At 71.1% G+C, this 23461-nt stretch carries 24 protein-coding genes; 9 read left to right on the forward strand and 15 right to left on the reverse strand.

What is annotated here, in order from left to right:
• Positions 1-52: 52 nt before the first annotated feature.
• The 3 genes from ACH34S_RS09665 to ACH34S_RS09675 all read right to left on the reverse strand — a co-directional run bounded on the left by ACH34S_RS09665 (position 53) and on the right by ACH34S_RS09675 (position 2939).
• On the reverse strand, positions 53-598 hold the full coding sequence (locus ACH34S_RS09665) for a class E sortase (protein WP_395952141.1): 546 nt from the start codon (positions 596-598) through the stop codon (positions 53-55).
• 131 nt (positions 599-729) lie between these two features.
• Positions 730-1923 (reverse strand): chaplin family protein, encoded by a 1194-nt coding sequence (locus tag ACH34S_RS09670; protein ID WP_395952142.1) that lies wholly within the window; start codon positions 1921-1923, stop codon positions 730-732.
• Between the two features lie 161 nt (positions 1924-2084).
• Entirely contained in the window at positions 2085-2939 is an 855-nt protein-coding gene (locus tag ACH34S_RS09675; protein WP_395952143.1) for a hypothetical protein, read from the reverse strand.
• 356 nt (positions 2940-3295) lie between these two features.
• Between ACH34S_RS09675 and ACH34S_RS09680 the strand changes: the two genes are divergently transcribed.
• A complete protein-coding gene (locus ACH34S_RS09680; RefSeq protein ID WP_395952144.1) occupies positions 3296-3538 on the forward strand; it encodes a hypothetical protein in 243 nt (80 codons plus the stop codon).
• A gap of 82 nt (positions 3539-3620) precedes the next feature.
• On the opposite strand, the gene ACH34S_RS09685 is transcribed toward ACH34S_RS09680, so the two are convergent.
• The 9 genes from ACH34S_RS09685 to ACH34S_RS09725 form a co-directional block, all read right to left on the reverse strand.
• Positions 3621-4865: an NAD(P)-binding domain-containing protein gene (locus ACH34S_RS09685; protein ID WP_395952145.1), complete on the reverse strand. Its 1245-nt coding sequence runs from the start codon at positions 4863-4865 to the stop codon at positions 3621-3623.
• A 27-nt stretch (positions 4866-4892) separates the two neighbouring features.
• On the reverse strand, positions 4893-6254 hold the full coding sequence (locus tag ACH34S_RS09690; protein ID WP_395952146.1) for an ATP-grasp domain-containing protein: 1362 nt from the start codon (positions 6252-6254) through the stop codon (positions 4893-4895).
• A 210-nt stretch (positions 6255-6464) separates the two neighbouring features.
• Positions 6465-7745 carry a glycosyltransferase gene (locus ACH34S_RS09695; protein WP_395952147.1) on the reverse strand — a complete coding sequence of 427 codons (1281 nt, stop codon included), beginning with the start codon at positions 7743-7745 and terminating at the stop codon, positions 6465-6467.
• Positions 7746-7802: 57 nt separating this feature from the next.
• On the reverse strand, positions 7803-8450 hold the full coding sequence (locus tag ACH34S_RS09700) for a hypothetical protein (RefSeq protein WP_395952148.1): 648 nt from the start codon (positions 8448-8450) through the stop codon (positions 7803-7805).
• Between the two features lie 49 nt (positions 8451-8499).
• On the reverse strand, positions 8500-9657 hold the full coding sequence (locus tag ACH34S_RS09705) for a glycosyltransferase (RefSeq protein WP_395952149.1): 1158 nt from the start codon (positions 9655-9657) through the stop codon (positions 8500-8502).
• The gene (locus ACH34S_RS09710) at positions 9654-10331 is read right to left on the reverse strand and encodes a polysaccharide deacetylase family protein (RefSeq protein WP_395952150.1); all 678 of its coding nucleotides are present in this window, start codon (positions 10329-10331) and stop codon (positions 9654-9656) included. Before ACH34S_RS09710 ends, ACH34S_RS09705 begins: the two co-directional genes overlap by 4 nt.
• Positions 10303-12009: a lipid II flippase MurJ gene (locus ACH34S_RS09715; protein WP_395952151.1), complete on the reverse strand. Its 1707-nt coding sequence runs from the start codon at positions 12007-12009 to the stop codon at positions 10303-10305. Before ACH34S_RS09715 ends, ACH34S_RS09710 begins: the two co-directional genes overlap by 29 nt.
• The gene (locus ACH34S_RS09720) at positions 12006-13325 is read right to left on the reverse strand and encodes an O-antigen ligase family protein (protein ID WP_395952152.1); all 1320 of its coding nucleotides are present in this window, start codon (positions 13323-13325) and stop codon (positions 12006-12008) included. The genes ACH34S_RS09715 and ACH34S_RS09720 overlap by 4 nt, the downstream gene beginning before the upstream one ends.
• The gene (locus ACH34S_RS09725; protein ID WP_395952153.1) at positions 13322-15010 is read right to left on the reverse strand and encodes a sugar transferase; all 1689 of its coding nucleotides are present in this window, start codon (positions 15008-15010) and stop codon (positions 13322-13324) included. The genes ACH34S_RS09720 and ACH34S_RS09725 overlap by 4 nt, the downstream gene beginning before the upstream one ends.
• Before the next feature lie 303 nt (positions 15011-15313).
• Between ACH34S_RS09725 and ACH34S_RS09730 the strand changes: the two genes are divergently transcribed.
• Together ACH34S_RS09730 and ACH34S_RS09735 are read left to right on the forward strand one after the other, a co-directional pair.
• Positions 15314-16525 carry an Ig-like domain-containing protein gene (locus ACH34S_RS09730; RefSeq protein WP_395952154.1) on the forward strand — a complete coding sequence of 404 codons (1212 nt, stop codon included), beginning with the start codon at positions 15314-15316 and terminating at the stop codon, positions 16523-16525.
• 64 nt (positions 16526-16589) lie between these two features.
• Positions 16590-17669 (forward strand): hypothetical protein, encoded by a 1080-nt coding sequence (locus ACH34S_RS09735; RefSeq protein ID WP_395952155.1) that lies wholly within the window; start codon positions 16590-16592, stop codon positions 17667-17669.
• Position 17670: 1 nt separating this feature from the next.
• Here ACH34S_RS09735 and ACH34S_RS09740 read toward each other — a convergent pair whose 3' ends face one another.
• Complete coding sequence (locus ACH34S_RS09740) at positions 17671-17871, reverse strand: hypothetical protein (RefSeq protein ID WP_395952156.1); 201 nt, start codon at positions 17869-17871, stop codon at positions 17671-17673.
• Positions 17872-17992: 121 nt separating this feature from the next.
• Entirely contained in the window at positions 17993-18436 is a 444-nt protein-coding gene (locus ACH34S_RS09745; RefSeq protein WP_395952157.1) for an ATP-binding protein, read from the reverse strand.
• 100 nt (positions 18437-18536) lie between these two features.
• Here ACH34S_RS09745 and ACH34S_RS09750 point away from each other — a divergent pair, with 100 nt between their 5' ends.
• Genes ACH34S_RS09750 through ACH34S_RS09775 form a run of 6 tightly spaced genes read left to right on the forward strand, consistent with a single transcriptional unit; the run spans position 18537 to position 20713 of the window.
• Positions 18537-19349, forward strand: a complete 813-nt coding sequence (locus tag ACH34S_RS09750) for a helix-turn-helix transcriptional regulator (protein ID WP_395952158.1) — start codon at positions 18537-18539, stop codon at positions 19347-19349.
• Complete coding sequence (locus ACH34S_RS09755) at positions 19346-19546, forward strand: DUF397 domain-containing protein (RefSeq protein ID WP_395952159.1); 201 nt, start codon at positions 19346-19348, stop codon at positions 19544-19546. The genes ACH34S_RS09750 and ACH34S_RS09755 overlap by 4 nt, the downstream gene beginning before the upstream one ends.
• 11 nt (positions 19547-19557) lie before the next feature.
• Positions 19558-19749 (forward strand): DUF397 domain-containing protein, encoded by a 192-nt coding sequence (locus ACH34S_RS09760; RefSeq protein ID WP_395952160.1) that lies wholly within the window; start codon positions 19558-19560, stop codon positions 19747-19749.
• Positions 19750-19757: 8 nt separating this feature from the next.
• On the forward strand, positions 19758-20036 hold the full coding sequence (locus ACH34S_RS09765) for a DUF397 domain-containing protein (protein WP_395952161.1): 279 nt from the start codon (positions 19758-19760) through the stop codon (positions 20034-20036).
• Entirely contained in the window at positions 19961-20152 is a 192-nt protein-coding gene (locus tag ACH34S_RS09770) for a DUF397 domain-containing protein (RefSeq protein WP_395952162.1), read from the forward strand. The genes ACH34S_RS09765 and ACH34S_RS09770 overlap by 76 nt, the downstream gene beginning before the upstream one ends.
• Positions 20153-20194: 42 nt before the next feature.
• The gene (locus ACH34S_RS09775; RefSeq protein ID WP_395952163.1) at positions 20195-20713 is read left to right on the forward strand and encodes a DUF6879 family protein; all 519 of its coding nucleotides are present in this window, start codon (positions 20195-20197) and stop codon (positions 20711-20713) included.
• Between the two features lie 158 nt (positions 20714-20871).
• On the opposite strand, the gene ACH34S_RS09780 is transcribed toward ACH34S_RS09775, so the two are convergent.
• Positions 20872-23331, reverse strand: coding sequence for a hypothetical protein (locus ACH34S_RS09780; RefSeq protein WP_395952164.1), 2460 nt, complete (start codon positions 23329-23331; stop codon positions 20872-20874).
• Positions 23332-23461: the final 130 nt, after the last annotated feature.

Raw genomic sequence — 23461 nt, forward strand, 5'->3', positions numbered from 1 at the left:
TAGGGGCTCAGCGTGCGTGGCCCCCGCCTGGTTGAGGCGGGGGCCTGGGAGGTTAGGTGGTGCGTTTGTGGGTCAGTTTGCCGACTACTACTAGGCGTCGGCGGTCTGAGCCCTTCGGGGTGCAGGTTATGAGCGTTATGTACTGGCCGTCGGGTGCGCTCAGCGGCTTGAACGGGACCGGTTCCAGGGCGCGGCGGTCCCTTGGCTTGATCACTCGCATGGTCCGCATCGTGTAGGTGTAGGTCGTGCGGCCCGCGCGCAGGACGATCCGGTCGCCGCGGCGCATCCGGTCGAGATCGTGGAACGGGCGGAGCCAGGTGGTCCGGTGGCCCAGCAGGACCGTGTTGCCCTCCCGTCCGGGAAGGGCCGTCCCCGGGTAGTGTCCGGCGCCGCGCCGCAGCACCCGGTCGCCGACGCCCTCCCTGACCGCGACCTTCAGGCCGATCCGCTTGATCCTCAGTTGCGCGAGCACCGCGCCTTTCTGCGGGCGCGCCACAACGGACATCGTCTGCGCATGCGCCGCCTGCGGGACGCCCGTAACGGGCAGGCCGCAGCAGACGGCGATGGCCGCCGCCGGGACCGACTTCCGATCGAGCATGGGTTCACTTCCATCGATTCCAGGGTCTGGTGACAAGGGGAAAGGGGCGGCACGTCTGCCGCCCCCTTCCGCCGGGCATCGGGCGCGGATCGTCACCCGTGCCGATGCCGATTCGGTTCAGTGCTGTTGGGTCACTTCAGGATGGGGGTGCCGATCTTGACGGGGACGCCGTCCTTCGACGGCAGCTCGGGGCCGATCTGCCCCGGCTTGACGTCCACCCCGGGAATCTTGACGGACCCCTTGAGCGAGTTGATGAACTGGTTCACGGCGGGCAGCTTGTCCGCCTTGCGGTAGCCGGACGCGGCGGGTCCCGCCATCCGGTACCTGGACGTGGCCGGCTGCATCCGCTGGGCCTGCTGGGACTGGTACGCGGCGGCCTTCTTCGCCTGCCGGGCCTTGGCCGCGGCGTCCGACTCCGCCGACCGCAGGGTCGACGGCAGCTTCTTCTTCCCGGCCGCGGGACGGTGCTTGGACGGCTTGTACTTCGGCGTCCGGAGCGTGGGCGGCAGCGGCTTCGGCTTCTCGCCGCCGCCGACCGTCGCGCCGCCCTTGCACTGCGCCTGCGCCAGGCCGAGGACGGCGACCGCGTTGCCGCAGATGTTGATCGGAACGCTGATCGGCGCGTACACCTGGTTGCCGCCCAGGATGCTGAAGTTGCCCGAGGTCTTCATCTTCGGGTCTCCGCCGGACTTGCGCTCGACGGACGCGCCGCCCTTGCACTGCGCCCGCGACAGCCCGAGCACCGAGACGGAGTTGCCGCACACGTTCACCGGGACGCTGATCGGCGCGTACACCTGGTTGCCGCCCAGGATGCTGAAGTTGCCGGAGGTCTGCATGCCTCCGCCGCCCTTGCCGCGCTCCGCGCTGCCGGTCGCGGTGCGGTAGCCGGAGCTCTCCCAGCCGCCGGCCGACCGGTGGTGGGACTTGACGCTGGCGCCGCCCTTGCACTGCGCCTTCGCGAGCCCGATGATCGCGACCGCGTTGCCGCAGACGTCCACGGGGACGCTGATCGGCAGCTTCACCTGGTTGCCGCCGCCGACCGAGAAGTTCCCGGACGTCTCCATGCCGCCCCCGCCGCCGTGGCGGGCGCCCTTGACCGAGGCGCCGCCCTTCGACTGGGCCTGCGCCGCGCCGATCGCGCCGACGGCGTTGCCGCTCGCCTCGACCGGGACGGAGATCGGAGCCTGCACCTGGTTGCCGCCCAGCACGCTGAAGTTGCCGGACGTCGTATCGGCGACGGCCCCGGATCCGAACGCCGCGCCGACGGCGACGGCGCCCGCGGCGACCAGGGCGGCACGGCCGGTGTTCCTAGCCCACATGCGCATGGTGTTTCTCCTTTGTTGCTCGATTCGGTGGTGATCGCTGCGCGCGTAGCGCAGCCCGCGACCGGCCGGGCTAGGCCGGTGCTGATCGAAGAAAGATCGTTGGAATGGCCGGGGCGGCGGCGCGCGGCGCGTGAGCGGGGCGCGGGCCGTCCGGGGACGTCCTAGTCAGGGACGACGGAAGGGCCGCCGGGCGCGGACACGTCCGTCAGCGCCGTGCGGTGAAAGGTGCCCGGCCCGATGGCGGGCGGGGCCGCCGGGGAGCGGACGCTCCTCAGCTCGGCGACCGGCGCGAGCTGGTGCCCGCCGGAGGAGCCGCTCCACGGCTCGTCCTGGTCGGCGGGCAGCAGCGGACCGTGCCGCTCGCCGCCCTGGCAGCCGGTGCAGTCGCGCGTGTCCCGGCCGCTTTCCGCTTTGCCGGTGGACGCGTCGCGCGAGGGCGCGGCGTGGTCGCCGGGCCGCTCGGTCGCGAGGTGGCCGGACGCCTGCTTCGCGTGGCCGTGCTCCGGCCGCACTGCGTCCGGGGCGGAGTCCGGCTTCACGACATCGCGCACGATGGGCGCGTGCCGGACGTCCGCCAGCTTCACCCGCGGCACCCCGGCCGCGTCGGTCAGGCCCTGCAGCCCGTGGACGGCCCGGTCCTTGCGGTCGAACACCTCGTGCCGCCGCTTCTGCAGGTACCGGACGGGGTCGTCTTCGAGGTCCCGCACGTTGCCGGTGAGGTCTCCGACGTCGTCCTGCCACGTCCGGAGGAGGCGGTCGGGACGGTCGCCGGACTCCCACGACCCGGCCGGGGTCTCGCCCGGCCGCGCCCCGAGGTCCTTCAGCGGACGGTCGCCGATCTTCTCCACGCGGCTGGACAGGAGGTCCCACGAGTCAGGACGGTCCGCGGTGGCGCTCTTGTGCGGGGTGCCCGGCTCTGCCGCGGAGGCGGGGCCGCCGCCCAGCGCGGAAAGGGCCAGCCAGCCGGCGAATGCGAATCCGGCTATGGCGATAAGGCGGACAAGGAGCGAAATCAAGGCATGGCGCGGCCGACCCAGGGGGCGAACCGCCCCGCTCCGGATCGGTGCGGACTCCATTGCCTGTCCTCTCCTCGTCCTGGTTCGGTCGGCACGAACGTAGCACCGCGGAACGCGCGATCAAGGAGCCATTGTTTCTCTCCCGGCGTGTCTCGCCATCATTTACCGGACCATTGTTTTCGCTTTTACCGTGATCGACCATGCCCGCATTGCCGGGTTTCGGGGAATTGCGGGCGGATCGTGGGGCGGCACCGGCCGTTCATCCGAAGTTGGCATGCCGGATGGCGGACGGTATCGAGTGCGCTACATTCGGTGAAACGGGTGGCCGCGGGGGCCGTCCGACCGAGGAGCCTGCGATGCCCGTCCGCTCGTCCGCGATAGCGCGTCTGCGGCCCGCGCGCCGCCGTTCCGCGCCGCGCCGGTTCGTCACCCGCGCGGACGTCCACCTCATCGTCCTGCCCGGCGATTCCGCAGGTGAGAGGGACCGTTCGCGGAGCGCGCGAACCTGCATCTGGACGCTGTACTCCCGCTGGGAGTGGACCATGGCCATCGCGCGCGCCGAACGCGCCCGCCGCCGCGCCCGTCCACCCTGGGTGTAGCGGGGCCCGGGAACCACCCGCCCGCACCCGCGGGCCCCGCCATGCCAGGCACCGGAGGAAGATTCTCCACCGCTGATTTTTCTTACTCCGCGAGCGCTCCGCTTCGGGGGTTCGGACGGCGGGTGGGCGGGCGCATGGCGGGCGTGCTGCGGATGATGTGGTGCGCGATCCGGCGGGCGGCGAAGTCGGCGCCGTGGACGAACCGCATCACCGGCCCGAAGGTGGCCGCCGCGGCGAGGCCCGCGAAGTAGAGACCGGGCGCCGAGGCCTCGAAGTCGCGGCTGAGGACCGGGACGCCGAACCGGGTCGCGACGCGGCGGCGCAGGTCGGACGAGAGCAGCGTGAGGCGGTCGAGGTCCGGGACGAATCCGGTGGCGGCGATGACGTGGTCGGCCTCGGTCACGAGGCGGCGGCCGGTGCGGTCGGTGGTCGTGACGGCGACGCCGCCGTCGTGCTCGACCGCCTTGGCCAGGAACCGGCCGGTCGAGACGCGGACGCGCCGGTCCAGCCGGTCGCGCAGCCACCACGCGCCCGCGGGCGGAAGCGTCTCCTTGATGATCCGCTGCCGCGTCCGCTCCGGCAGGTGCCGGACGAGCCCGGGATGCTCCGCCCACACCCACGTCCGGTACCCGGCGCCGAGCCCGGACCGGGGCCCGCCGAGCAGCTTGGTCCGCAGGGAGCGCGTCCGCTCGGGCACCGCGTTCCAGTCGATCTCGCGCCTGCGGGCGAGGACCTGCGGGTACGCGCCCGCGTCGGCGAGCAGCACCGCCGTCTCCAGCGCGGACTGCCCAGCACCGACCACGGCGACCTCCTGGCCTGCGAACATGCCGAAGTCCCGGTGCGCGGTGCTGTGCGAGACGAGCCAGGACGGCAGCCCGGCCAGCTCGTCCGGGATGTGGGCGAACGGGCCGACGCCGACGGCGACGACGACCGTGCGCGTCGCGATCGTCTCGCCCGTGGACAGCGTGACGGTGTAGCCGCTCGCGCCGCCTCGCTCGACGTTCACGACCTGCGCGTCCTCGGTGCCGGGGATCACGACGGACGCGAACCAGCGCCCGTACTCGATGAACGTCTCCAGCGGGATCGGCTCGCCGACCCGCCAGTCCGGGTGCCGGTCGGTGAAGCCCATGCCCCGCTGCGGCGCCCCGAAGTTGGACGCGAACGGCTCGGATTTCAGGAACATGCCGAGCGGCATGTGCTCGTCCCAGAACCGCATCGGCTTGCCGATGATCCGCACGTCGAGCCCGAGGTTCTGCAGGTAGGCGGCCGTGGACAGGCCGTAGGGTCCGGCGCCGGCGATGACGACGTCACAGGCCGAGTCGTTCATGATCGTTCCCCCCGTGTGAAAAGTGGATTACCTGGTGCGGAGCCGCCCTACCGCGCGGAGCACGCTCTGCCGGCCCATCGCGAGGAACGGCGGCAGGTCGTCGCCGGCGTACCAGGCGAACTCGTCGGCCTCGCGCAACGGACGGAGGGTCGCCGGCCGAGACCGGATGGCCTCGGGCAGCGCGCGGAGGGTCGCGGGCAGGGGGAGGAAGGGCCTTGGGTGAGGGACGGCGGATCTGCGGAAGGGGGCGACGGTTCTGGGCAGGGCGCGCAGCGAGCGGGCGGCCGACTGCTGGAGGTAGTGGTTCTCGACCAGCAGGTTGCGGCCGAACGCCGGGCGGACGGCCGGGACGCGCCGCCCGGACTGGGCCAGGTGCAGGACGCGGATCTGGTCGAGCCCGTTCTGGTCGGTGAAGAGCCGGAACTGCGCCCCGAGGCGGGGATTGAAGTCGAGCAGGTGGTAGCCGCCGCCGTCCGGGTCCAGCCGGAAGTCGAGGTCGACGAGCCCGCGGCAGCCGAGCAGCCGGACGATCCGGACCGCGAGCCGCCCGAGCTCGGCGTTGTCGACCCATTCGCCGGAGACCGTGTGCCCGGCCTGCGGCGGATGCGACAGGTGCTTGCGGCCGACCCCGCCGAACAGGCACTCGAGGGACTCGTCGAAGTAGCCCTGGAAGAACCAGTCGCCCCCGCCCGGCGGGATGTGCCGCTGCAGGATGAGCCGGCCCGCCTCGCCGTCCAGGTCGCGGTCGCGGACGCGGGCGTTGTCGCGGCTCGCGGCGAACAGCCGGTGCGCCTCTGCGAGCGTCCGGACGAGCGTGGTGCTGCGCAGACCCGGGCCGCGTAGCCACGGCCGCGCCCATTTGGCGATCAGCGGCAGGCCCCAGTCGCGGGCCGCCTCGTCGACCTCGCGGGCGGACGTGGGCGTCCGGCTCGGCGGGCACTGGATGCCGTAGCGGGCGCACGCGTCCAGCAGCAGGCTCTTGTCGGCGACGCCGAGGGGGACGTCCGGGTCCTGGTGGGGGAAGGCGAAGTGGGGGGCCAGCGCGTCCGCGTGCTCGGCGACGAAGATCGCTCCGGCGTCGTCCAGCGGGACGAGCAGGGCCTGGCGGCCGACCCGCTCGCCGATCGTGCGCAGGTGGCTCAGCAGCGCGGCCGGGCGGGCGGCGGGCGGCGCCCACGGGTGCCCGCGATGCAGGTAGCGGGAGCGGGACGACGGATTCCCGCGGCCCTCCAGGATGGCGTGCACCGGCACCCCGGCGCGGCCGAGGCTCCGGATGGCGGCGAGCGTCCCGTGGTGGAAATGGTTGCGGTCGGTGCGCAGCAGCAGGGCGGGCAGGCCGGTGTCGAGCCGCGCCTCGGCGGCGGACGGGACGTGCGTGTCGAAGAACATCCGTTCAGCGGACCCGGTCCAGCGAAGGGCGGGGCACCGCGACCCTCCTTTGTCGTGATGATTCTTTTCGCCCGAATTACGAGGGCGATCCCCCTGCAAATTCCGACGATACGCCTGCGGCCCGCCGATATCCATTTGCGCGGTCGCCGCTTTTGGCGGCGGCGCCGGCAAAAGGCATTTTCCTTTCTGTCCGCTATTCGGCCGCACTGGTCAATATGTGTGATCGAGGACGCGCGCGAGCTCGGCGTCGGGTATTCCGTCGAGGCCGCCCAGTACGTCGATGTCGCTCAAGGCTTCGCCCGGGGTGCCGGGAACGCCGGGGAAGCCGGGGACGGTGGGCGCGTCCGGCAGCCCGGCGACCTCGCGGGTCAGGGCGGCCAGGAGCGCGACCGTCCGGGAGATGTCGTAGGCGGCGGACGCGGCGGCCGCCTCCCTGCCCTCCTGCTCGGCGATGCTCGGGTAGAGGAGCCGGCGGGCGATCTCGTCCGCGAGCGCGGCGGGATCGTCCACGGGCACGAGCGCCCCGGCCCCGGGCCGGACGACCTCCGCGATGCCGGGAATGTCCGTCCCGACGAGGGGGCGTCCGGTGGCGAGGGCCTCCAGCGCGGTCAGCGGCAGCCCCTCCCACCGGGACGGCAGGACGACGACGTTGGACGCCGCCAGCCAGTCCCGCGGATCACGGACGGCCGGGACGAACAGCACCCCGGCCACGGATTTGCGGCGCAGTACGTCCAGGTCCTCGCCGTCCCCGACGATGGCGAGCCGCGCGGACGGGCACCGCGCGACGACGCCCGGCCATGCCGCGACCAGGACGTCCTGCCCCTTCTGCCGGGTCAGCCTGCCGATGCAGACGGCGAGGGGCGTCCCGGCGGGCAGGCCGAGCCGGGTCCGCGCGCCGACCCGGGCGATGGCGTCGGCGGGCCCGAAGCGGCCGCGGTCCACGCCGTTGCGGACGAGCCGGTACGGCCCGCGCACGCCCGCCCGCATCCCCTCCCGCAGCTCCCCGACCCCGACGCAGACGATCGCGTCGCTCCAGCGGGACGCGAGCCGTTCCCATCGGCGGCTGAGGGCGTCCTGCCGTCCGGTCACGGCGAGCCAGGACCAGCCGTGCGGCTGGAAGATCGTGGGCGTCCCGTGCGGGCGGCGCAGCAGCCGTCCCGCCAGGCCCGCCTTGGACGAGTGCAGATGGACGACGTCCGGCCCGAAGCTCTTCACCAGGCGGCGCAGGCCGAGGGATTCGAGCAGTGTGCGCGGCCCGGGAGCGCGCCCGGCGGGCCAGTTGAACCAGGGCACGCCCGCCGCCGCGCACCGCGCGGGCAGATCACCGCCCGCCGGGCACGCGACCCCCACCTCCCAGCCGCGTTTACGCTGGTCACCGGCCACCTGACCGACATAGACGGCGACCCCGCCCGCATTCGGCTGGCTGACGTGCAGCACCCGGATCGGCGCCGAGGCCCCGCCCGGCGCCGCCACGCCGCCGCAGTCAGCCATGCGCGACGGGCCATCGACGGCGACGGCGGCGCGCGGCGAAGAACGCGAGGATCTCCGTCACGAACCCACCTCGGCCTCGACGCGTTCGGCGGGCGACTGCCCGGCGGACACCTCTCGCGCATCCGCTCTGCCGCCATCCGGGCGACGGCGCCGCCGCTGCGTGCTCAGCACGGCCGCGCTGAGCCCGGCGAGCAGCACCCCGGAGGCGGTGCCGACCGCGACGCCGAGCGGCAGGTTCGGCGACGACGGCGCCGGGGGCGGGGCCGCGCGCCCCATCAGCGCGACGCGGACACCGGTGTCGGCGCGATGGGACGTCCCGTACCGGACGAGCGCGTCGGCAGCACCATTCGCGAACGCGGCGGCGTCGCGCGGCGTGCGCCCGCTGCCCGCCAGCCTGATCACCGGCGTGTCCGGCGACGTGGACGCCCGGACGTGCTCGCGCGTGGAGCCGGGCGGCGCGTCCGGCAGCGGGAGCGCGGAGTACCGGAGCGTCTCCTCCAGCGGCGCGAGCCGCCCGTACAGCTGCGCGAAACTCAACGCCGCCGGACCGGACCTGTCGGGCCCCACCTCGTCCACCACCAGGACGAACGCGCTCGCGGTATAGGTGGCGGGCGCGTACAGGGCGTATCCGAGCCCGCCGAGCACCCCCGCCGCGACGAACGCGATGGACGGCCCGCACCATCGGGGCAACACGGCGAACGGCATACGCGGACGCCTCCTCACACCGGTCGCCCGCCGCCCGCTCTGCCCGGCGTCACGTCGCGGCATCTGTCGCGGCATCTTGAGCCCTTTCTCGCATCGGAATGACCTCGCTGGACGGCGGCTCCGGGCGGTAGAGCCGGGCGAGCTCGGCGGCCTGCGCCGCGATGGCGTACCGGCCGGTGACGGCCTCCGGCACGCGCGTCCTGTCGCGGGTCTCATGCACGGTGCGCCGGATCTCCTCGGCCCAGATCCGCACGTCGGACGGCAGGCGCCGGGCGGCACCATCCGGGACGGCTTCGCCGCGCGGAAGGTCGTCGAGCGCCGGGCACGTCGTGTAGAGGACGGGCAGCCCGGCGGCCAGCGCCTCCACGACACCGAGCCCGAACGTCTCCTGGACGGACGGCGCCGCGAGCACGTCCATCGCCGCCAGCGCGCCCGCCACATCCGACGTCCCGCCCGCGAAGTGGACGGCGGCGCCGACGTCGTCCGCCAGCCGTTGGAGCGTTCCGCGCAGCGGTCCCGTCCCGACCAGCAGCAGCCGGACGCCGTCGAGCCGCGCCACTGCCTCGATCAACAGGTCGAACCGCTTGGTCGGCACGAGCCGTCCGACGGCCCCGACGACCGCCTCGTCCGCCCCGATGCCGAGGCGCCGCCGCGTCGCGGCCCTGCGCGCGGCATCGAACGTGAAGTCATCAGCGTCGATCCCATTCGGGATCACGACGATCCGCCCCGGCCGGACGCCCCAGCGGCGCAGCCGCGCCGCGACGGTCGGCGACACCGCGACGGTCGCCGTCCCGAGCCGTTCGGTCGCCCGGTACAGGGCCCGGACGCCGCGCGTCACGGCACGCCCTTCGATATGCCCGTCGCCCAGCGAGTGCTCAGTGGCGATGATCCGGGGCGTCCCAGCCATCCACGCCGCGACGCGCCCATAGACGCACGCCCGGTACAGGTGCGTGTGGACGACGTCGTACCGCCCCCGCCGGATCAGCCGCGCGAGCCGAGGCAACGCGGCAAAGTCCCGATTTCCATGCATACCGACCTCATGCACAGGCACGCCCGCCGCGCGAATCTCCGCACCGACCGCCCCCACCCGCGTCAAGGTCGCGACCTCACACCGCACAGACGGAGGCAGATGGCGGAGCAGCAGCGCGAGCTGGCGTTCGGCGCCGCCGTGCTCCAGCCCCGTGATGACGTGCAGGACCCGGGTCACACGCGGCTCCGTCCGCGCAGCTCGTGCCGGACGAGCTTGGCGCGCATCCGCAGCGGCCCGTCCCGGTCGCCCACATAGGTGCGAGGCAGCGCATGCCGGCTGGCCTCATCAGGGACGATGTCGCACGCGTAGTCGTAGCCGGCCGCCCGCACCGCATCGACCTCCCGCGACGTGGCGTGCCCATACGGATAGGCGAACCCGGTGACGGGCCCGTCGACCAGCTCCTCCAGGGCCGCCCGGCTCTCCTCCAGCTCCTCGCGCAGTTCGGTGTCGTCCGTCCTGGGCAGCGAGACGTGGTGCCGCCCATGCGACGCGATCTCGATGCCCGCCCCCGCCACCGTGCGGATCTGGTCGGCCGTCATGAGGGGTTTGCGCGGCCCGTCGTCCCACGCGTTGTAGGTTCCGATCCGTCCGGTCACGATGAACGCCGTCGCGCCGAACCCGTACCGCAGCAGCGCCGGGACGGCCCGGGTCGCGAAGTCGGCGTACCCGTCGTCGAAGGTGAGCCCGACGAGGCCGCGCCCCCGTCCGGCGGCGTGCGCGTCGAGCAGCTCGCGCATGCCGACGCCGCGCAGGCCCCGCGCCCGCAGCCAGGCGAGCTGCCGCTCGAAGCGGGCGGGCGACACCGTCACCAGGTGCGGGTCCTCATCGAAGTGATCGACCGAGTGGTACATCAGCACCAGCGGCGCCGGCCGGATCTCCTCCGGCGGGCGCGGGGGCGCCGGTTCGGTCACTCGTGTCGGTTCGGTCGGCTGGCTCACTGGTCTCCCCCGATTCGATACGGCCGCGCCAGGAGGCGACGAGGCCGGGTCCCGCCAGGACGATCAGGACGGCGAACACCGCCGCGGTCACCAGCCCCCCGGCGGCGAGCTGGACGATCGGCGGCATCCGCCCGCCGGACGCGCCCGCGACGGCGACCCCGGCCGCGCAGGCCCCGGCCGCCGCGAGCACTAGCCGCGCCACGTCGGCGGCGATCCGCCGGACCGCGACGGGCGCGACGCCCGCGCGCAGCCCGGCCAGCAGCAGGACGGCGGCGAGCGTGATCCCGGCGGCGTTCGCGGCGGCCAGCGCGACCGTCCCGGCGGACGCGGCGAACGCGCCCCCGATCGCCGCCGTGACCGCGAGGCCGCCGAACAGCACGGCGGCGGGCCGCCAGGTCGGGCGGCGCTGCGCGAAGAACGCCCGCGTCGCGAGCCCGACCGCCATCTGCCCCCAGAGGCCGAGGGCGTAGACGCGCATGACGGACGCGGTGCTGCGCGTGTCCGCCGCCGTGAACTCGCCGTGCTCGAACAGCACCTTGATCACGACGGGCGCGAACGCGATGAGGAACGCGGTCGCGGCCAGCACCATCGCGCTCGCGACCGCCAGGTCCTGCTGGATACGGCGCGCGACGAGCCGGGTGTCGCCGTCCGCCGACGCGCGGGCGAGCCGCGGGAACGTCACCGTGACGATCAGCAGCGACAGGATCATCGGCACCTGCGCGACCTTCTGCGCGTAGTTCAGGTGGGAGATCGACCCGGCGGCCAGCTCCGACCCGAAGAACCGCTCGACGAACACCTGCGCCTGCCGGGTCACCGTGTACACGACGACGGGCGCGGCGGCCGCGAGCCCGACCCAGACATCGACATCCCTCTGGACGGGGCCGCCGTCGACGATGCCGGGCCGGGATTCGCGCAGGCAGCGCACGAAGGCGGGCCCCTGAACCACGACCATCAGAACGCTCCCGCACGCGACACCGATCGCCGCGCTCGTGACGCCGACGGCCCCCGACAGCCCGGCGATCAGCGCGAGGATGCCCACGTTGTACGCGAGGTAGATCGCGGCGGGCGGCCCGAACCGGTGATGGGCGCGCAGCGTCGCGCTCATGAATCCCGCGACGCCGAACGTCACCACCGTGATCGCCGTCAGCCGGACGCACCGGATCGCCGGGTCCCGTTCGGTGAGGCCGGGGGCGAGGGCGTCCACCAGGATCGGCGCGGCGGCCATGAGCGCGACCGTGACCACCGACAGGCCGAGGATCATGCGCGGCAGCGTCGTCCCGACGAGCGGACGCAGCCCGCCGCCGCGCGCGAGCAGCCGCGTGACCGCGGGGATCATGAGGAGGGCCATGGCGTCCTCGATGAGCAGCGGCGAGACGGTCTCGGGGATCGTCCACGCGACGAGGAACGCGTCCGTGCTGCCGCTGGCGCCGAACAGGTGCGCCATCTGCAGGTCACGCAGGAATCCGAGCCCGGTCCCGGCGGCGATCAGCACCCCGGAAAGCGCGGCGGCCCGTCCAACGGAGGACCCGGCGAAGTTCCCGCCAGACGCCGCCTTAGCAGAGGCGGAGGCGGAAGCGGAGGCGGCGGTCATTCGCGCACCACCCCGAACGCACGAGACGCGACAACCCCGAACATGATCGCCACCAGCGCGCACGTGGCCCCGCCCAGGTCGGCATACAGGAAGTCGACCAGCAGAAACGCCACGAGCCCGACACTCACGAGCCAGAACGGGTCACGAACATCGCGCCGCCGCCACAACCCGCCCACCATCACGCCCACCAAAGCCGCGAAACCCGCGAAACCCACCACACCCTGCTCCGACAGGAACAGCAGATACTCGCTGTGCGGTGACAGAAGCGGCTGCCGGGCGTATCCATGCACCGGATCATCGGTCTCGCTGCCGGACGACAGCTCGATCCCGGCATAGGCATCACGGAAAGCCGGGAAATTCTTGACCCCCACGCCCGTGCCGGGATTGTCCTCCCAGATCCGGATGGCGGCCGTCCACAGGCTGTACCGGTCGTCCACCGACTGGTCGGGGTCGCTGATCGAGCCGACCATGCTCTTGGACCGCTCGACGACGGCCTGCGCCCCACCACCGAATCCCCCGCCGACGACCAGCACGAGCAAGAGGGAGCAGCAGGCGAGCACCTTGACCGCCGTCCACCGGTCGAAGAGCACCAGGACGAGAACGGCGGCGGCACCGATCGCGATCCAGGTCCCACGGCTGAGCGAGGCGGCCAGCGCAACACCCAGAACCCCGAGCCCGCCCACCGCAACGACGACGGCACCAACGCCCCACGCACGAGCGAACAACGCAAAAGCCGTCAACGTCAGGAACGCGATCCCGACCACGACGGACATGCCCATCACGTTGCCCGCGCCGAACGTCCCGACGGCCCGGATGTAGGCGCCGCCCATCGACGCGCCGTTCCCGGTGACCGACTGCCAGATCCCGAACCCGGCCTCCCAGAACCCGAGGGCGAGCACCGCCGAGCAGACGATCGCGAAGTCGCGGCGGTCGCGGACGAGCAGCACGACGGCCAGCGGCACCAGCACGAAGATCTGCATGTCCCGGACGAATCCCGGCAGGCTGGACGCGATGTCGGCGGAGCACACCGTGCTGATCCCGAGCCCGGCCACCAGCGGCCCGAACGCGAGGAGAGCCCCGCGCGGCATCGCGACCCGCCCCGCGACCAGCAGCGACGTCGCGACGAGGACCAGCACGGCACCGGCCACGTCCCCGGCCGTGACCTGCATCCCGTCGCCGATCACCTCCGACCCGGGCGGCACCCCGACACTGACCACACCGGCGGCGACCAGCCAACCCGGCCGCCTGACCAGCCCACGACCACCCGCCAAGGGCGCGGCGGACCCCGCGGCGAAGGGCGGCGCGGACGCCGTCATCCCGCCCCCCGGAAGATCATCGCCCGGACGGTCAGCAGCAGGATCTTCAGATCACCGCTGAACGACCAGTGGTCGATGTAGTGGTTGTCGAGCCTGGCGCGCAGCTCGATGGAGGTGTCCCCCCGGAACCCGTGGATCTGCGCCCACCCCGTCATCCCGGCCGGAACGCGATGCCGCAGCATGTATCCGGGACAGCTCCGCGAGAACTGCTCCACGAAATGCGGCCGCTCCGGACGCGGCCCGACCAGGCTCATATCGCCGCGGATAACGTTCCAAAGCTGCGGCAGCTCGTCCAGCGACGTAGCCCGAAGGAACCGCCCCACGCGCCCGATCCGGTCGTCGTCCCGCACCGTCCAGCGGGTGTCGGACTCGCGCTCGTCCACCTTCCGCAACGTCCGGAACTTCAGCAAGACGAACTCCTCGCCCCCAAGCCCAATGCGCCGCTGCCGGAAAACGACACCTGGCCCGCCTTCCAGCCGCACCGCCACGGCGCACACCGCGATCACCGGCAGCGCCGCGCAAAGGATCAGCGACCCGGCGACGAGATCGAGCACCCGCTTGGCAAACCGGGCGGACGGCCCGCGAAGCCGCCAGTCGACCCGCGCGCACGGCAGCCCGGCGAGCCGCTCCCGCCGCGTCGCCGCAACAGGCACGACATCCGACGGCGGCTGGACGAGGAGCGTCTCGCACGGCAGCCCGAACGAGATCCGCAGCACGGTGCCCAGATGGTTCGGGTGGACGTCCTCCGCGATCACGACGAGCGTGTCGATCCCGTGCCGTTCGACGAGCGAGGGCAGGTCGACGGTCTCCCCGAGAACGGGCACCACAGACCGTCCACCGGAGCCTTCTTCCGCCACGGGAATCCCAGCCGCCACCTGCCCGACCGCCGCGAGCCCGAGCTCCGCCCGCTCCCGCAGGATCCGGGTCAGATGCGCCGCCATCCCGCCCGTTCCCACGATCAGCGCAGAACGCCCCCTCGACCGCTGACACCGATACGTCCTGATAGCGAAATAGGCGACTCCACGAGCCCCCAGCGCCGCGACCCCGCCCACAACACTCACCCACAACCAGGCCGCCGCACCCCCGCCGCCCACTAGAACCACAAACGCACCCACGCCGGCCACCCGCCAAACAACCAACGGCATATCCGCGAGCAGTGAAGGAGTACGGCGAGCCCGATAAAGCCCGCCCCACCCGTTGAACGCGACGACCATCACAGCCGCCACACCGGTCAACCCGACGCCCGCCCCCGGTGACACCAACACCACGGCGACCGCCATGGCCCAGCCGTCCACCACCGCAAGACAGACCGGATACAGGACGCCAAGGACCCGCGCTCCCGTAATTCCACGCCGGTACGGAACGGCCGGAGCGAGCAGAGCCGGCCCGTCGGCCGAAATGAGATCCGCAGGGGCTTCCGAGTCGATGGAAGGACTCAGCCCCTGGGCTCTCATCGCGCGTCCCTTCACAGACAAGAACTCACCGGGAGGTGACCTGGCGGGGCCGTCGCGGGCCACCACGACCCAGCATCGCAGCGCTTCCCAGCGCGGATCACCGCTTTTAACCGCGCCCACCCCAATCTTGAATAGAAGATCAAGACCGAAGTGGCGACCTGCGAAAGGCACCCCGATAATGCTCATCGAGAGGTCAAAACAAGAACCAATGCGCGGCCAACCCCAGCACATTTCCTTATTGGCCCGATTAAGCCATTTTCATCCGCCCGCGCCACGCCACCCCGCCACCGACCCCGCAGCCCGCGCCGCCCACCCACCGCCGGCAGCCGGGAAAAGATCTGAGAACCGCCCACCCGGACCGAACCTTCGGGGGACCATGGACGTTACAACTAATCGGACGCCGAGAACCCGCCGCCCGCGACCGCGCAGGCCGGCGACGCGAGGGCCGTTCCGTAAGCGATCTTGTTGCCGTCCCGCCGTCGCGCGGGCCCGGCGGGCTGATGAGGGAGACCGGTGCGAGGTAAGGCGTTGGCGATGGCCCTGGTCCTGGGGCTGGCGGCGGCATGCGGCGGCGGTGACGGAGGCGGCGGGACGACCGCCAAGGGCGGCGACGACGGCACGCCGAAGGTGACGATCACCCCCGCGAACGGCGAGGGCAAGGCCCGCCCCGACAACGGCGTGACGGTCACCGCCGCGGGCGGCGCGCTCAACCAGGTCTCCGTGAAGCTCAAGGGCACGGACGTCCCCGGCACCTTCTCCGCCGACAAGAAGACATGGCGTTCCACCTGGACGCTCCGCCCGGGCGGCAGCTACCAGGTGTCGGCCACCGCGGCGGCCCCGAACGGCAAGTCCACCACCGCGACCAGCGCGTTCCGCACCACCCGCGCCGTCGCCGCGACCCGCGTCAACAACGTCGTCCCGAGCCAGAATGAGACGGTCGGCACCGGAATGCCGGTGTTCGTCCAGTTCAACAAGGCCGTCCCAGAGAAGGCGAAGGCCGCGATCGAGCGCAGCATCGAGATCTCCTCCTCGACCCCAACCGAGGGCGCCTGGCGCTGGCTCGCCCCAGGCGAATCGTTCAACGGCCTCCCCTCCGTCGTCTTCCGCCCCCAGCGCCCCTGGAAGCCGCGCCAGAAGGTGACGGTCACCGTCCACTACGCGGGCCTGAAGATCGGCGACGACGTCTTCGGCGACCGCGACGTGACCCGCACCTTCCAGATCGGCGACTCGCACGTCGTCAACATCAACGCCAAAACGCACCGCGCCACCGTCAAGAAGAACGGCCGCGTCATCCGCACGTGGGGCGTCAGCCTCGGCAGCGGCGGCGACGTCCAGCGGGACGGCGTCGACCATCTGCTCACGACGAGCGGCGTCCACCTCACCATGGACCGCAGCCGCCTGGAGCGCATGCGCCCGCCCGGCAAGAAGAAGGGCGACCCGGGCTGGTATGACGAGAAAGTCCCGTGGGCCACGCGCATTTCCAACAGCGGCGAATACATTCACCAGAACATGGACGACCCGTCCTGCCTGGGCCGCCGCAACTGCAGCCACGGCTGCGTCCGCTCCCCCGCCGAGGACGCCAAGTGGTTCTACGGCTGGTCCTACCGCGGCGACATCGTCACCATCACTGGCACCAAGCGCAGCCTCGCCTGGTGGAACGGCTGGGGCTACTGGCAACTCCCCTTCACGAAATGGGCCAGCGGCAGCGCCCTGGGCAAACCGGTCACCACAACCGCCCTCCGCTGAGGCTCCACGGATTCACCCGGGCCAGATGGCACAGTAGGTAACTGCGCCATCACCCGGGGGATCCATGGCCGCGAAGGTCGTCCTGCACATCGGCCTGCAGAAGTCGGGAACGACGTTCCTGCAACACATGCTGCACGCAAACCACCAAGAACTCGCCGAAGCAGGCGTCCACTACCCCATACCCCGCGACTGGACGCGCGGGAAACGAACCGTCCCCAACCACGAATGGTCGACCTACGGCCTCCTCGGCACCGAGTACCCCTGGGTGTCCCCCGAACGCGCGGCCAAGGAGTCAACGTCCTGGCAGGACCTGCTCAACCAGACCAGAACATGCCCCGGCACGGTGCTGCTCTCCGCCGAGGCCCTCTCAGTGATCCGGACGCCCGCCGTCCGCCACCTCCTGACCTGCCTGGACACCGACGACATCGAGGTCGTCGTCACGACCCGGAGCCTGGACCGCGCACTGCCGTCCCTCTGGCAGCAGCACATCCGCAACGGCAACAGCATCAGCTTCAACGACTACCTGGAAAACCTGGCCCGCCACCGAGAAAGGAACCTGGAGGACGACCCGTCCGCGCACATATGGAGAGCGTTCACCCTGAGCAAACTGATACAACGCTGGTCTAAAGCAGGCACGACGAAAATCTCCGTAGTAACCACCCCCGGCTCCCCGCCAAGCCTCCTCTGGGGCCGCTTCACCCAGGCGATCGGAACACCCTCCCTAGCCCAAGCCCCTCTTACCAAGGAAGCCCACACCGGCCTGACAGCCCCAGAGACCCTGTTCCTCTCCACCCTGAACGCAACCCTGAACTCCCCCAAACGAGAAGCAGACCGCATAAGACAGACCATCACCGAAAGACTCCAGACCCGCCCCCAACGCGGCGGCAAGATCACCATCCCGCCCGAATGGCACCCTCGCCTCACCGAATGGACAGAGGAAGACCTGGCCGCCCTCCAGGAAACACCCGCGCACATCATCGGCAACCTCAACGACCTGCGCCCGTCCGCCACCCGGACGAGCCCGCCAACCCCGGAAGAGACCGCCCAGGCAGGCGCCGAAGCGGCCCTGGCCGTGGCCGGTCTCACCCCGAACCCGTCCCAACTCCACCGAACGGCCCGCCGCCTCCGCCGCCTCTTGCCCTGACTCACCAGGTGGACGGGTACATGCGGTGCTTCAACAGCAAGTCGACCCGCTTCGCCGCCGCCTTGGCGTCCCCGCACGGGTACAGGTAACCGGCCGTCCCCCGCCGGACGTCGTGGTAGGCCCAGATCCACCCGCCGTACAGCCGCGCCCCGACCATCACCCCGACGTCCTCAGCGACACCGCTCGCATAGACCCACAGCATCGGCCTGGGGAATTCAGGCCCGTAAAGCCTGACGCACCGCCACCCGAGCACCCTGACCGCGAGTGCCAGCGCGTCAAGCTGCCGGACGGCCGTCCGCCGCCCCCGCCACGTCCGAACCGGATCAGCACGCGACCGCCGCCCACACCCACTTCCCGACGGGCGCCGTCTCCCTGACCCCACACTCGGACGCCAGCCCGCGGACGATCTGAAGCCCCCGTCCGCCCTCCTCGTGCCCCGGCTCCAGGGCCAGCGCGTCGGCCACGATGTCGTCCAGCGACATCTCCACGACCGGCCGGACGACGGGCCTTTCCTCGCCCGAGTCCCACACCGCGAAGACCACGCCCCGGGCCTCCCGCGTGAACCGAACCCGGATCTCCATGTCCGGCGTGCTCCGCACCGCATTCGCGACGAGCTCGCCAACGATCAAAAGCACATCGTCCGCGACCCGCACGAGCCCCCATTCAGCGAGCCGGAATTCCACCAACGACCGCACCATCCTCGGCACCGTCCGCGAAGCCCGACAAGAAATGTCCAACTCGCCCGTTTCCACGGCTTTCGCGACCATTTCACCCACCTTCCAGTTCCGTGGTTTGCGGGACAAGAATGGCCACACTCGGTTAACTTTGGATGGTTTGGTTCAACACACAAAACCAAAGGGATCTTTCATGGCCCCCAGGGAGGATCTCGACCCCGACTCCTCCGTATGGCACTGGATCGCCGCTGAGCTGCGCCTCTTCCGCGAGCTCTTCAATCTCAGAGGCACCGAGGTGGCAGAGATCCTGGGCCTGGAAAAATCATCGGTTTCGAACATGGAAGCGGGCCGCACAAAACTCCGCATGGAGCACGCCGAAAAGCTGGACCAGCGATACAGGACCGGCGGCCACTTCCGTCGCCTCGTGCGCCTCGCGGAGACGGCGCATGATCCCGACTGGTTCGCCCAATTCACGAGGTATGAGCGCCGATCCACCACGATTAGGCCATATTCCGCACTAGTGGTGCCCGGCCTGCTCCAGACCCCCGACTACGCCCGAGCCCTCATCGAGTGCAGTCAGTTTGTGGGTGACATCGACCACGCCCTCGCTGACCGCATGGCACGCCAGGAGATCCTGAACGGCGACGCTCCTCCTGAGCTACATGCCTTGATCAAGCAGTCCGTACTGGAGGACCCAATCGGTGGCCCAGAAGTCATGCGAGAGCAACTGGCCCACCTGATCACCATGAGCCACCTCAAGAACGTCATCGTCCGGATCATCCCCCGATCGCTAGGGGCTCACCCCGGGGTGGACGGCTCATTCACCCTGCTCACAACCCCCAACGCGGAGTACGCGTGGTCTGAAGCCGTCGGCGGTGGGAGACTGGTCTCAGACCCCACCAAGGTGCGCTTTTACCTCAATCGGTACGACCAGCTAGGGGCAGACGCTCTGCCCAGAGGCTCCAGCAGGAGTCTTATCGCTAATGTCATGGAGGCTATGCAGTGAGTGAACTCATGTGGCGCAAGTCCAGCCATTCCGGCACAGGCGACGCCGGTGGCCAAGAGTGCGTCGAGGTTGCCAAGCTCTCACACGCCATCGCCGTCAGGGACAGCCAAGCCCCTGAGACCGGCCACCTCACCCTGACACCCCACGCCTTCGCCACCCTCCTCGCCCAGGCGAAGCGCAACGAGCTGCCCCACTGAGGAGGGCCGTGATGCCATCCGCGTGGCGCAAGAGCAGCCGAAGCACTCAAGGCACCTCAGAACAGTGCGTGGAACTCGCGCAACTCCCCAACGGAATCGGCCTCCGAGACAGCCAGTCCCCCCACACCGGCCACCTGATCCTCACACCCCACGCCTTCGCCACCCTCCTCACCCAGGCGAAGCGAGACGAGCTGCCACACTGAGGAGAGGCGTGAACCCACCGATCTGGCGCAAGAGCAGCCGAAGCACAGGCGGCACCTCCGAGCAATGCGTGGAACTCGCGCAATTCCCCAACGGCATCGCCATCCGAGACAGCAAGGCCCCCGAGACCGGCCACCTCACCCTCACACCCCACGCCTTCGCCACCCTCCTCGCCCAGTCGAAGCAAGACGAGCTGCCCCACGGAGAGAAGCCATGGCCAGATGGCGGAAGTCCAGCCACAGCGGAAGCACCTCAACCCAGTCCGACTGCATCGAGATTGCCGATCTAGGCACGTCCATCGGCATCCGCGACAGCAAGTCGCCCGATGCGGGCCACCTCGTCCTCACACCCGCTGCCTTCGCCGACCTCGTCGTCCGGGCGAAGCGGGACGAGTTGAGCCTCTGACCTTGTCCTTTGATCGCCTGAGGCTTCTCCGCTGGGGAGACGATGGAGCCGACACCGATCAGCCGTGAGGACTTCCGCGCGCTGTTCCACTCGTCCCGCCGGGCGTTCCACCTGGAGTTGAGGGACGCCTATGGGGTCGATGAGGAGAACGGGCCGTTCCTTGCGTGGCTTAACGGTGAGCCGGACGACTATCAATGGCGTACGTCCTGGCTAGCCCATATCCGAGCGGTCGCCTCGGCGGGGGTGACCGTCCAGCGCTTGCGGGTGGTGACCGAGCCGCACACGGACTACGTCCGGTGGGAGTTGGCCATGGACCCGGCCAACATCGAGGCCGGCGAAGACGTCCGGTATCTGCCCCGTCACCAGGCCAAGGACATTCTGTTCCCGGACGAGGATTGCTGGCTGTTCGACGATGAAGTCCTCGTACTGAGCCTCTTTCAGCCGGACGGCCGGTCCGGCGGCTTCGCCTTGGCCCACGATTCCGGCCTTCTGGATCGGTACCGCCGCGTCCGAGACACCGCTTGGCGTCGCGCCATCCCGTCGACCGATTACGCCGTTTGACCTGAGCCCGTTGTCACCCCCAGCTCGTCAAGCCCGCGAAGCCATACGGCTGGTAGCAAGAGAATGACCGCCTGAAAGCTCTTTGGCCACCGCCCCGGCTCCGGTTTGTCGTGCAGGAGATCGGCCCTGAAGTTCTCGGACGATGTGACGCCGCCTGCTTACTCCCAGGGCGCCTCGATTTCCCCATTGGCGTCCAAGCCGAAGCGGCGGAGTCGTTCGGCGCTTTCAGGGTCTCCGGCGCGCTCGCGCAGCCTCGCCAAGCGCCACAGCCCATTGCCTCCGGCGTCGAGGATCTGTCGGTACAGCCGTTCGGCCCCAGCGCGGTCACCGGCTTCCTCGCGCAGCCTCGCCAGCTCCTCCGTTGCCTCGATGTCTCCGGCGGCGGCGACCTGCTGGTACAGCCGTTCAGCCTCGGCACGGTCACCGGCTTCCTTGCGGAGCCTCGCCACGTCCCTTAGCGCGTAAATGTGTCCGTTGTCGACGGCCTCCCGGTACAGCCGTTCGATCCCAGCACGGTCACCGTCGGGCCTTCGCATTTGTTCCAGGCTCCACAGTGCTTCGATATCTCCGGCATCGGTGGCCTCCTGCGCAAGTCGTTCGGCCTCCGCATGGTCACCGGATTTCTCTCGAAGCATCGCCAGGTCCGTCAGCGCGCCGACGTCTCCAGCGTCGACGACCTGCCAGTACAGCCGTTCGGCCCCAGCACGGTCACCGGCCCTCTCGCGAAGCCTCGCCAGGTGCAACAGCCCGCCGATGCCTCCGGCGTCGGCGGCCTGCTGGTACAGGCGTTCAGCCCCAGCACGGTCACCGACCTCCTCGCGCAACCCCGCCACCTCCTCCAGTGCCTCGATGTCTCCGGCGTCGGCGGCCTGCCGGTACAGCCGTTCAGCCCCAGCACGGTCACCGCGCCGTCGATGCAGTATCGCCAGACCCCATAGCACGCGGGCGCCTCCGGCATCGGCGCGCTCCTGCGCAAGTCGTTCGGCCTCCGCATGGTCACCGGCCTCCGCGTGCAATATCGCCAGGTGCCACAGCGCACCGCCGTGTCCGGCGTCGGCGGCCTGCCGGTACAGCCGTTCAGCCCCAGCCGGGTCACCGAGCGCCCCACGCAGCCTTGCCAGACGCACCAGCGCGTCGGTGCTTCCGGCATCGGCGGCCTGCCGGTACAGGTGGGCGGCCTGGCGATAGCGGCCACGAGCCTTTGCGGCATCGCCGAGGGTGGCCAGGTCTGCCGGGGTGTGGGCGGGGGCGTCCCAGAAGGCTGCGGGCGGACACAACAGGATGCGTTCGCGGCGGCCATGCTGTTCTAGGTAGTCGGCCAGCCGGTACAGCGGGACGGGTGGGGACGGCTCACCGGGGCGAGGCCGATGCTGGATCAGGGGGCCCGGAAGCTGCCGGTGCGGGGCGGTCAGCCGGTCCAGCACGGGGATGAACCAGTCCGTGCCGCCGACCTGGTCCCAGGTGTGATCACCCAGGTAGCCGGGGGCGGCCTCGCGGAGCAGCGGCTCGGGCAGGTAGAGGCCGTGGCCCAGGCGGCGGGCGTCCATCGCGGCCCACAGCACCGCACGCTCGGCCGGGCCGCCGTGCCGGTAGCGGCGCAGCAGTTCCGGTGCACCGGCCAGCTCCTGGGTGATCTGTCCGCTCGGCGCCCGCTCCGCGGCCGTTTTCAACCGGGGGTCGGACGAGATGGTCACGCCAAGCGCGGTGAGCTGCCCGGGGGTGAAGGTGGGCGGGACAGTGACCTCCAGGGCCTGGCCGAGCAGGGTGCGGGCGGCCCGGTGCGGGTCCGGGCCCGACGGCTGGTGGGGCGTTGCGGTGAGCGTCCGCCAGAAGTCCGGCCACATCGTTCCCAGGATCAGCACCGGTCCTCGGTCGTTGTCGGCCAGCAGCGCTTGCAGCTCGGCGGCGACCCGCTCTCCCGCCTGCGGTGCTTGGAGGTAGAACTGGGCCTCGTTCAACCGGATGACCGTCCGTCCGGCGATCCGGTCGCTCCGCAGCGCCTCCACCACCGCCAGCGGCCGTTCCGGGGTCAGCGGATGCCAGATCCGCCAGTCCGGCAACTCCGCGCGGACCGCCTCCCAGCAAGCCCGTGTCTTGCCCGCCGAGGAGCCGCCGACCACCATCACCAGGCGGCTGCCGTCCACGGCAGCCGCCACTTCCCCACGCAATCGGTCGTCGAACCCTGGCCGTTCCAGATACGGCGGCAGCACCGGTGCCGCATGGGAGGACGGACTCGCAGCCGCGAAGGCCTGGTGCACCTCCAGCGACAGGGCGTCCTGTTCCTCCAACTCAGCGATCACCCGCCCGAGCGGCTCGTCGCCGGGCCGGGCCGGATCAGGTGCAGGACACGCGCGTGCCGCCCGCGCGGCGGCGACCAGTCGCGCCCGCGCCGCCAGCCACGGCCCCGGATCCTCACCGCACGCCTGGACGAAGCTCTCCAGCGTTCTCACCCGCGGGAGCGCGGTGGCGCCGTTGATCAGTGCGTGCACGGTCGCCGCGCTCAACCCCGCGTCGGTGGCCAGGCGATGGATGCCGTGCGGGTACCGGGCGGCCAGCAGGGCCACTTGCTCGGCCAGCTGCCGGCTGGTCGTGATCCGGTCAGCGTCGACCGCCGCCATCCGCACTCCCCGACCGTTCGGAAACGTTCGGGTTCACCTTTACATCCGACGCAGCGACCTGGTCATGCGATCAGGGTCATCCGTTATCGCCCAACCTCCTCGAACCCGAACACCCACCGGCGCGACCGTG

This window comes from Actinomadura sp. 3N508 (assembly GCF_044326375.1).
Classification (GTDB): domain Bacteria; phylum Actinomycetota; class Actinomycetes; order Streptosporangiales; family Streptosporangiaceae; genus Spirillospora.

What these genes read in the sequence shown, in the direction of transcription:
- ACH34S_RS09750 (WP_395952158.1), top strand. Translation starts at nt 18,537, where the DNA reads ATGGCCCCCAGGGAGGATCTCGACCCCGACTCCTCCGTATGGCACTGG.
- ACH34S_RS09695 (WP_395952147.1), bottom strand. Translation starts at nt 7,745, where the DNA reads ATGGCTGACTGCGGCGGCGTGGCGGCGCCGGGCGGGGCCTCGGCGCCG.
- ACH34S_RS09775 (WP_395952163.1), top strand. Translation starts at nt 20,195, where the DNA reads ATGGAGCCGACACCGATCAGCCGTGAGGACTTCCGCGCGCTGTTCCAC.
- ACH34S_RS09685 (WP_395952145.1), bottom strand. Translation starts at nt 4,865, where the DNA reads ATGAACGACTCGGCCTGTGACGTCGTCATCGCCGGCGCCGGACCCTAC.
- ACH34S_RS09760 (WP_395952160.1), top strand. Translation starts at nt 19,558, where the DNA reads ATGCCATCCGCGTGGCGCAAGAGCAGCCGAAGCACTCAAGGCACCTCA.
- ACH34S_RS09680 (WP_395952144.1), top strand. Translation starts at nt 3,296, where the DNA reads ATGCCCGTCCGCTCGTCCGCGATAGCGCGTCTGCGGCCCGCGCGCCGC.
- ACH34S_RS09670 (WP_395952142.1), bottom strand. Translation starts at nt 1,923, where the DNA reads ATGCGCATGTGGGCTAGGAACACCGGCCGTGCCGCCCTGGTCGCCGCG.
- ACH34S_RS09665 (WP_395952141.1), bottom strand. Translation starts at nt 598, where the DNA reads ATGCTCGATCGGAAGTCGGTCCCGGCGGCGGCCATCGCCGTCTGCTGC.
- ACH34S_RS09745 (WP_395952157.1), bottom strand. Translation starts at nt 18,436, where the DNA reads ATGGTCGCGAAAGCCGTGGAAACGGGCGAGTTGGACATTTCTTGTCGG.
- ACH34S_RS09780 (WP_395952164.1), bottom strand. Translation starts at nt 23,331, where the DNA reads ATGGCGGCGGTCGACGCTGACCGGATCACGACCAGCCGGCAGCTGGCC.
- ACH34S_RS09725 (WP_395952153.1), bottom strand. Translation starts at nt 15,010, where the DNA reads ATGTGCTGGGGTTGGCCGCGCATTGGTTCTTGTTTTGACCTCTCGATG.
- ACH34S_RS09740 (WP_395952156.1), bottom strand. Translation starts at nt 17,871, where the DNA reads ATGCTGTGGGTCTATGCGAGCGGTGTCGCTGAGGACGTCGGGGTGATG.
- ACH34S_RS09690 (WP_395952146.1), bottom strand. Translation starts at nt 6,254, where the DNA reads ATGTTCTTCGACACGCACGTCCCGTCCGCCGCCGAGGCGCGGCTCGAC.
- ACH34S_RS09735 (WP_395952155.1), top strand. Translation starts at nt 16,590, where the DNA reads ATGGCCGCGAAGGTCGTCCTGCACATCGGCCTGCAGAAGTCGGGAACG.
- ACH34S_RS09710 (WP_395952150.1), bottom strand. Translation starts at nt 10,331, where the DNA reads ATGTACCACTCGGTCGATCACTTCGATGAGGACCCGCACCTGGTGACG.
- ACH34S_RS09720 (WP_395952152.1), bottom strand. Translation starts at nt 13,325, where the DNA reads ATGACGGCGTCCGCGCCGCCCTTCGCCGCGGGGTCCGCCGCGCCCTTG.
- ACH34S_RS09730 (WP_395952154.1), top strand. Translation starts at nt 15,314, where the DNA reads ATGGCCCTGGTCCTGGGGCTGGCGGCGGCATGCGGCGGCGGTGACGGA.
- ACH34S_RS09715 (WP_395952151.1), bottom strand. Translation starts at nt 12,009, where the DNA reads ATGACCGCCGCCTCCGCTTCCGCCTCCGCCTCTGCTAAGGCGGCGTCT.
- ACH34S_RS09770 (WP_395952162.1), top strand. Translation starts at nt 19,961, where the DNA reads ATGGCCAGATGGCGGAAGTCCAGCCACAGCGGAAGCACCTCAACCCAG.
- ACH34S_RS09700 (WP_395952148.1), bottom strand. Translation starts at nt 8,450, where the DNA reads ATGCCGTTCGCCGTGTTGCCCCGATGGTGCGGGCCGTCCATCGCGTTC.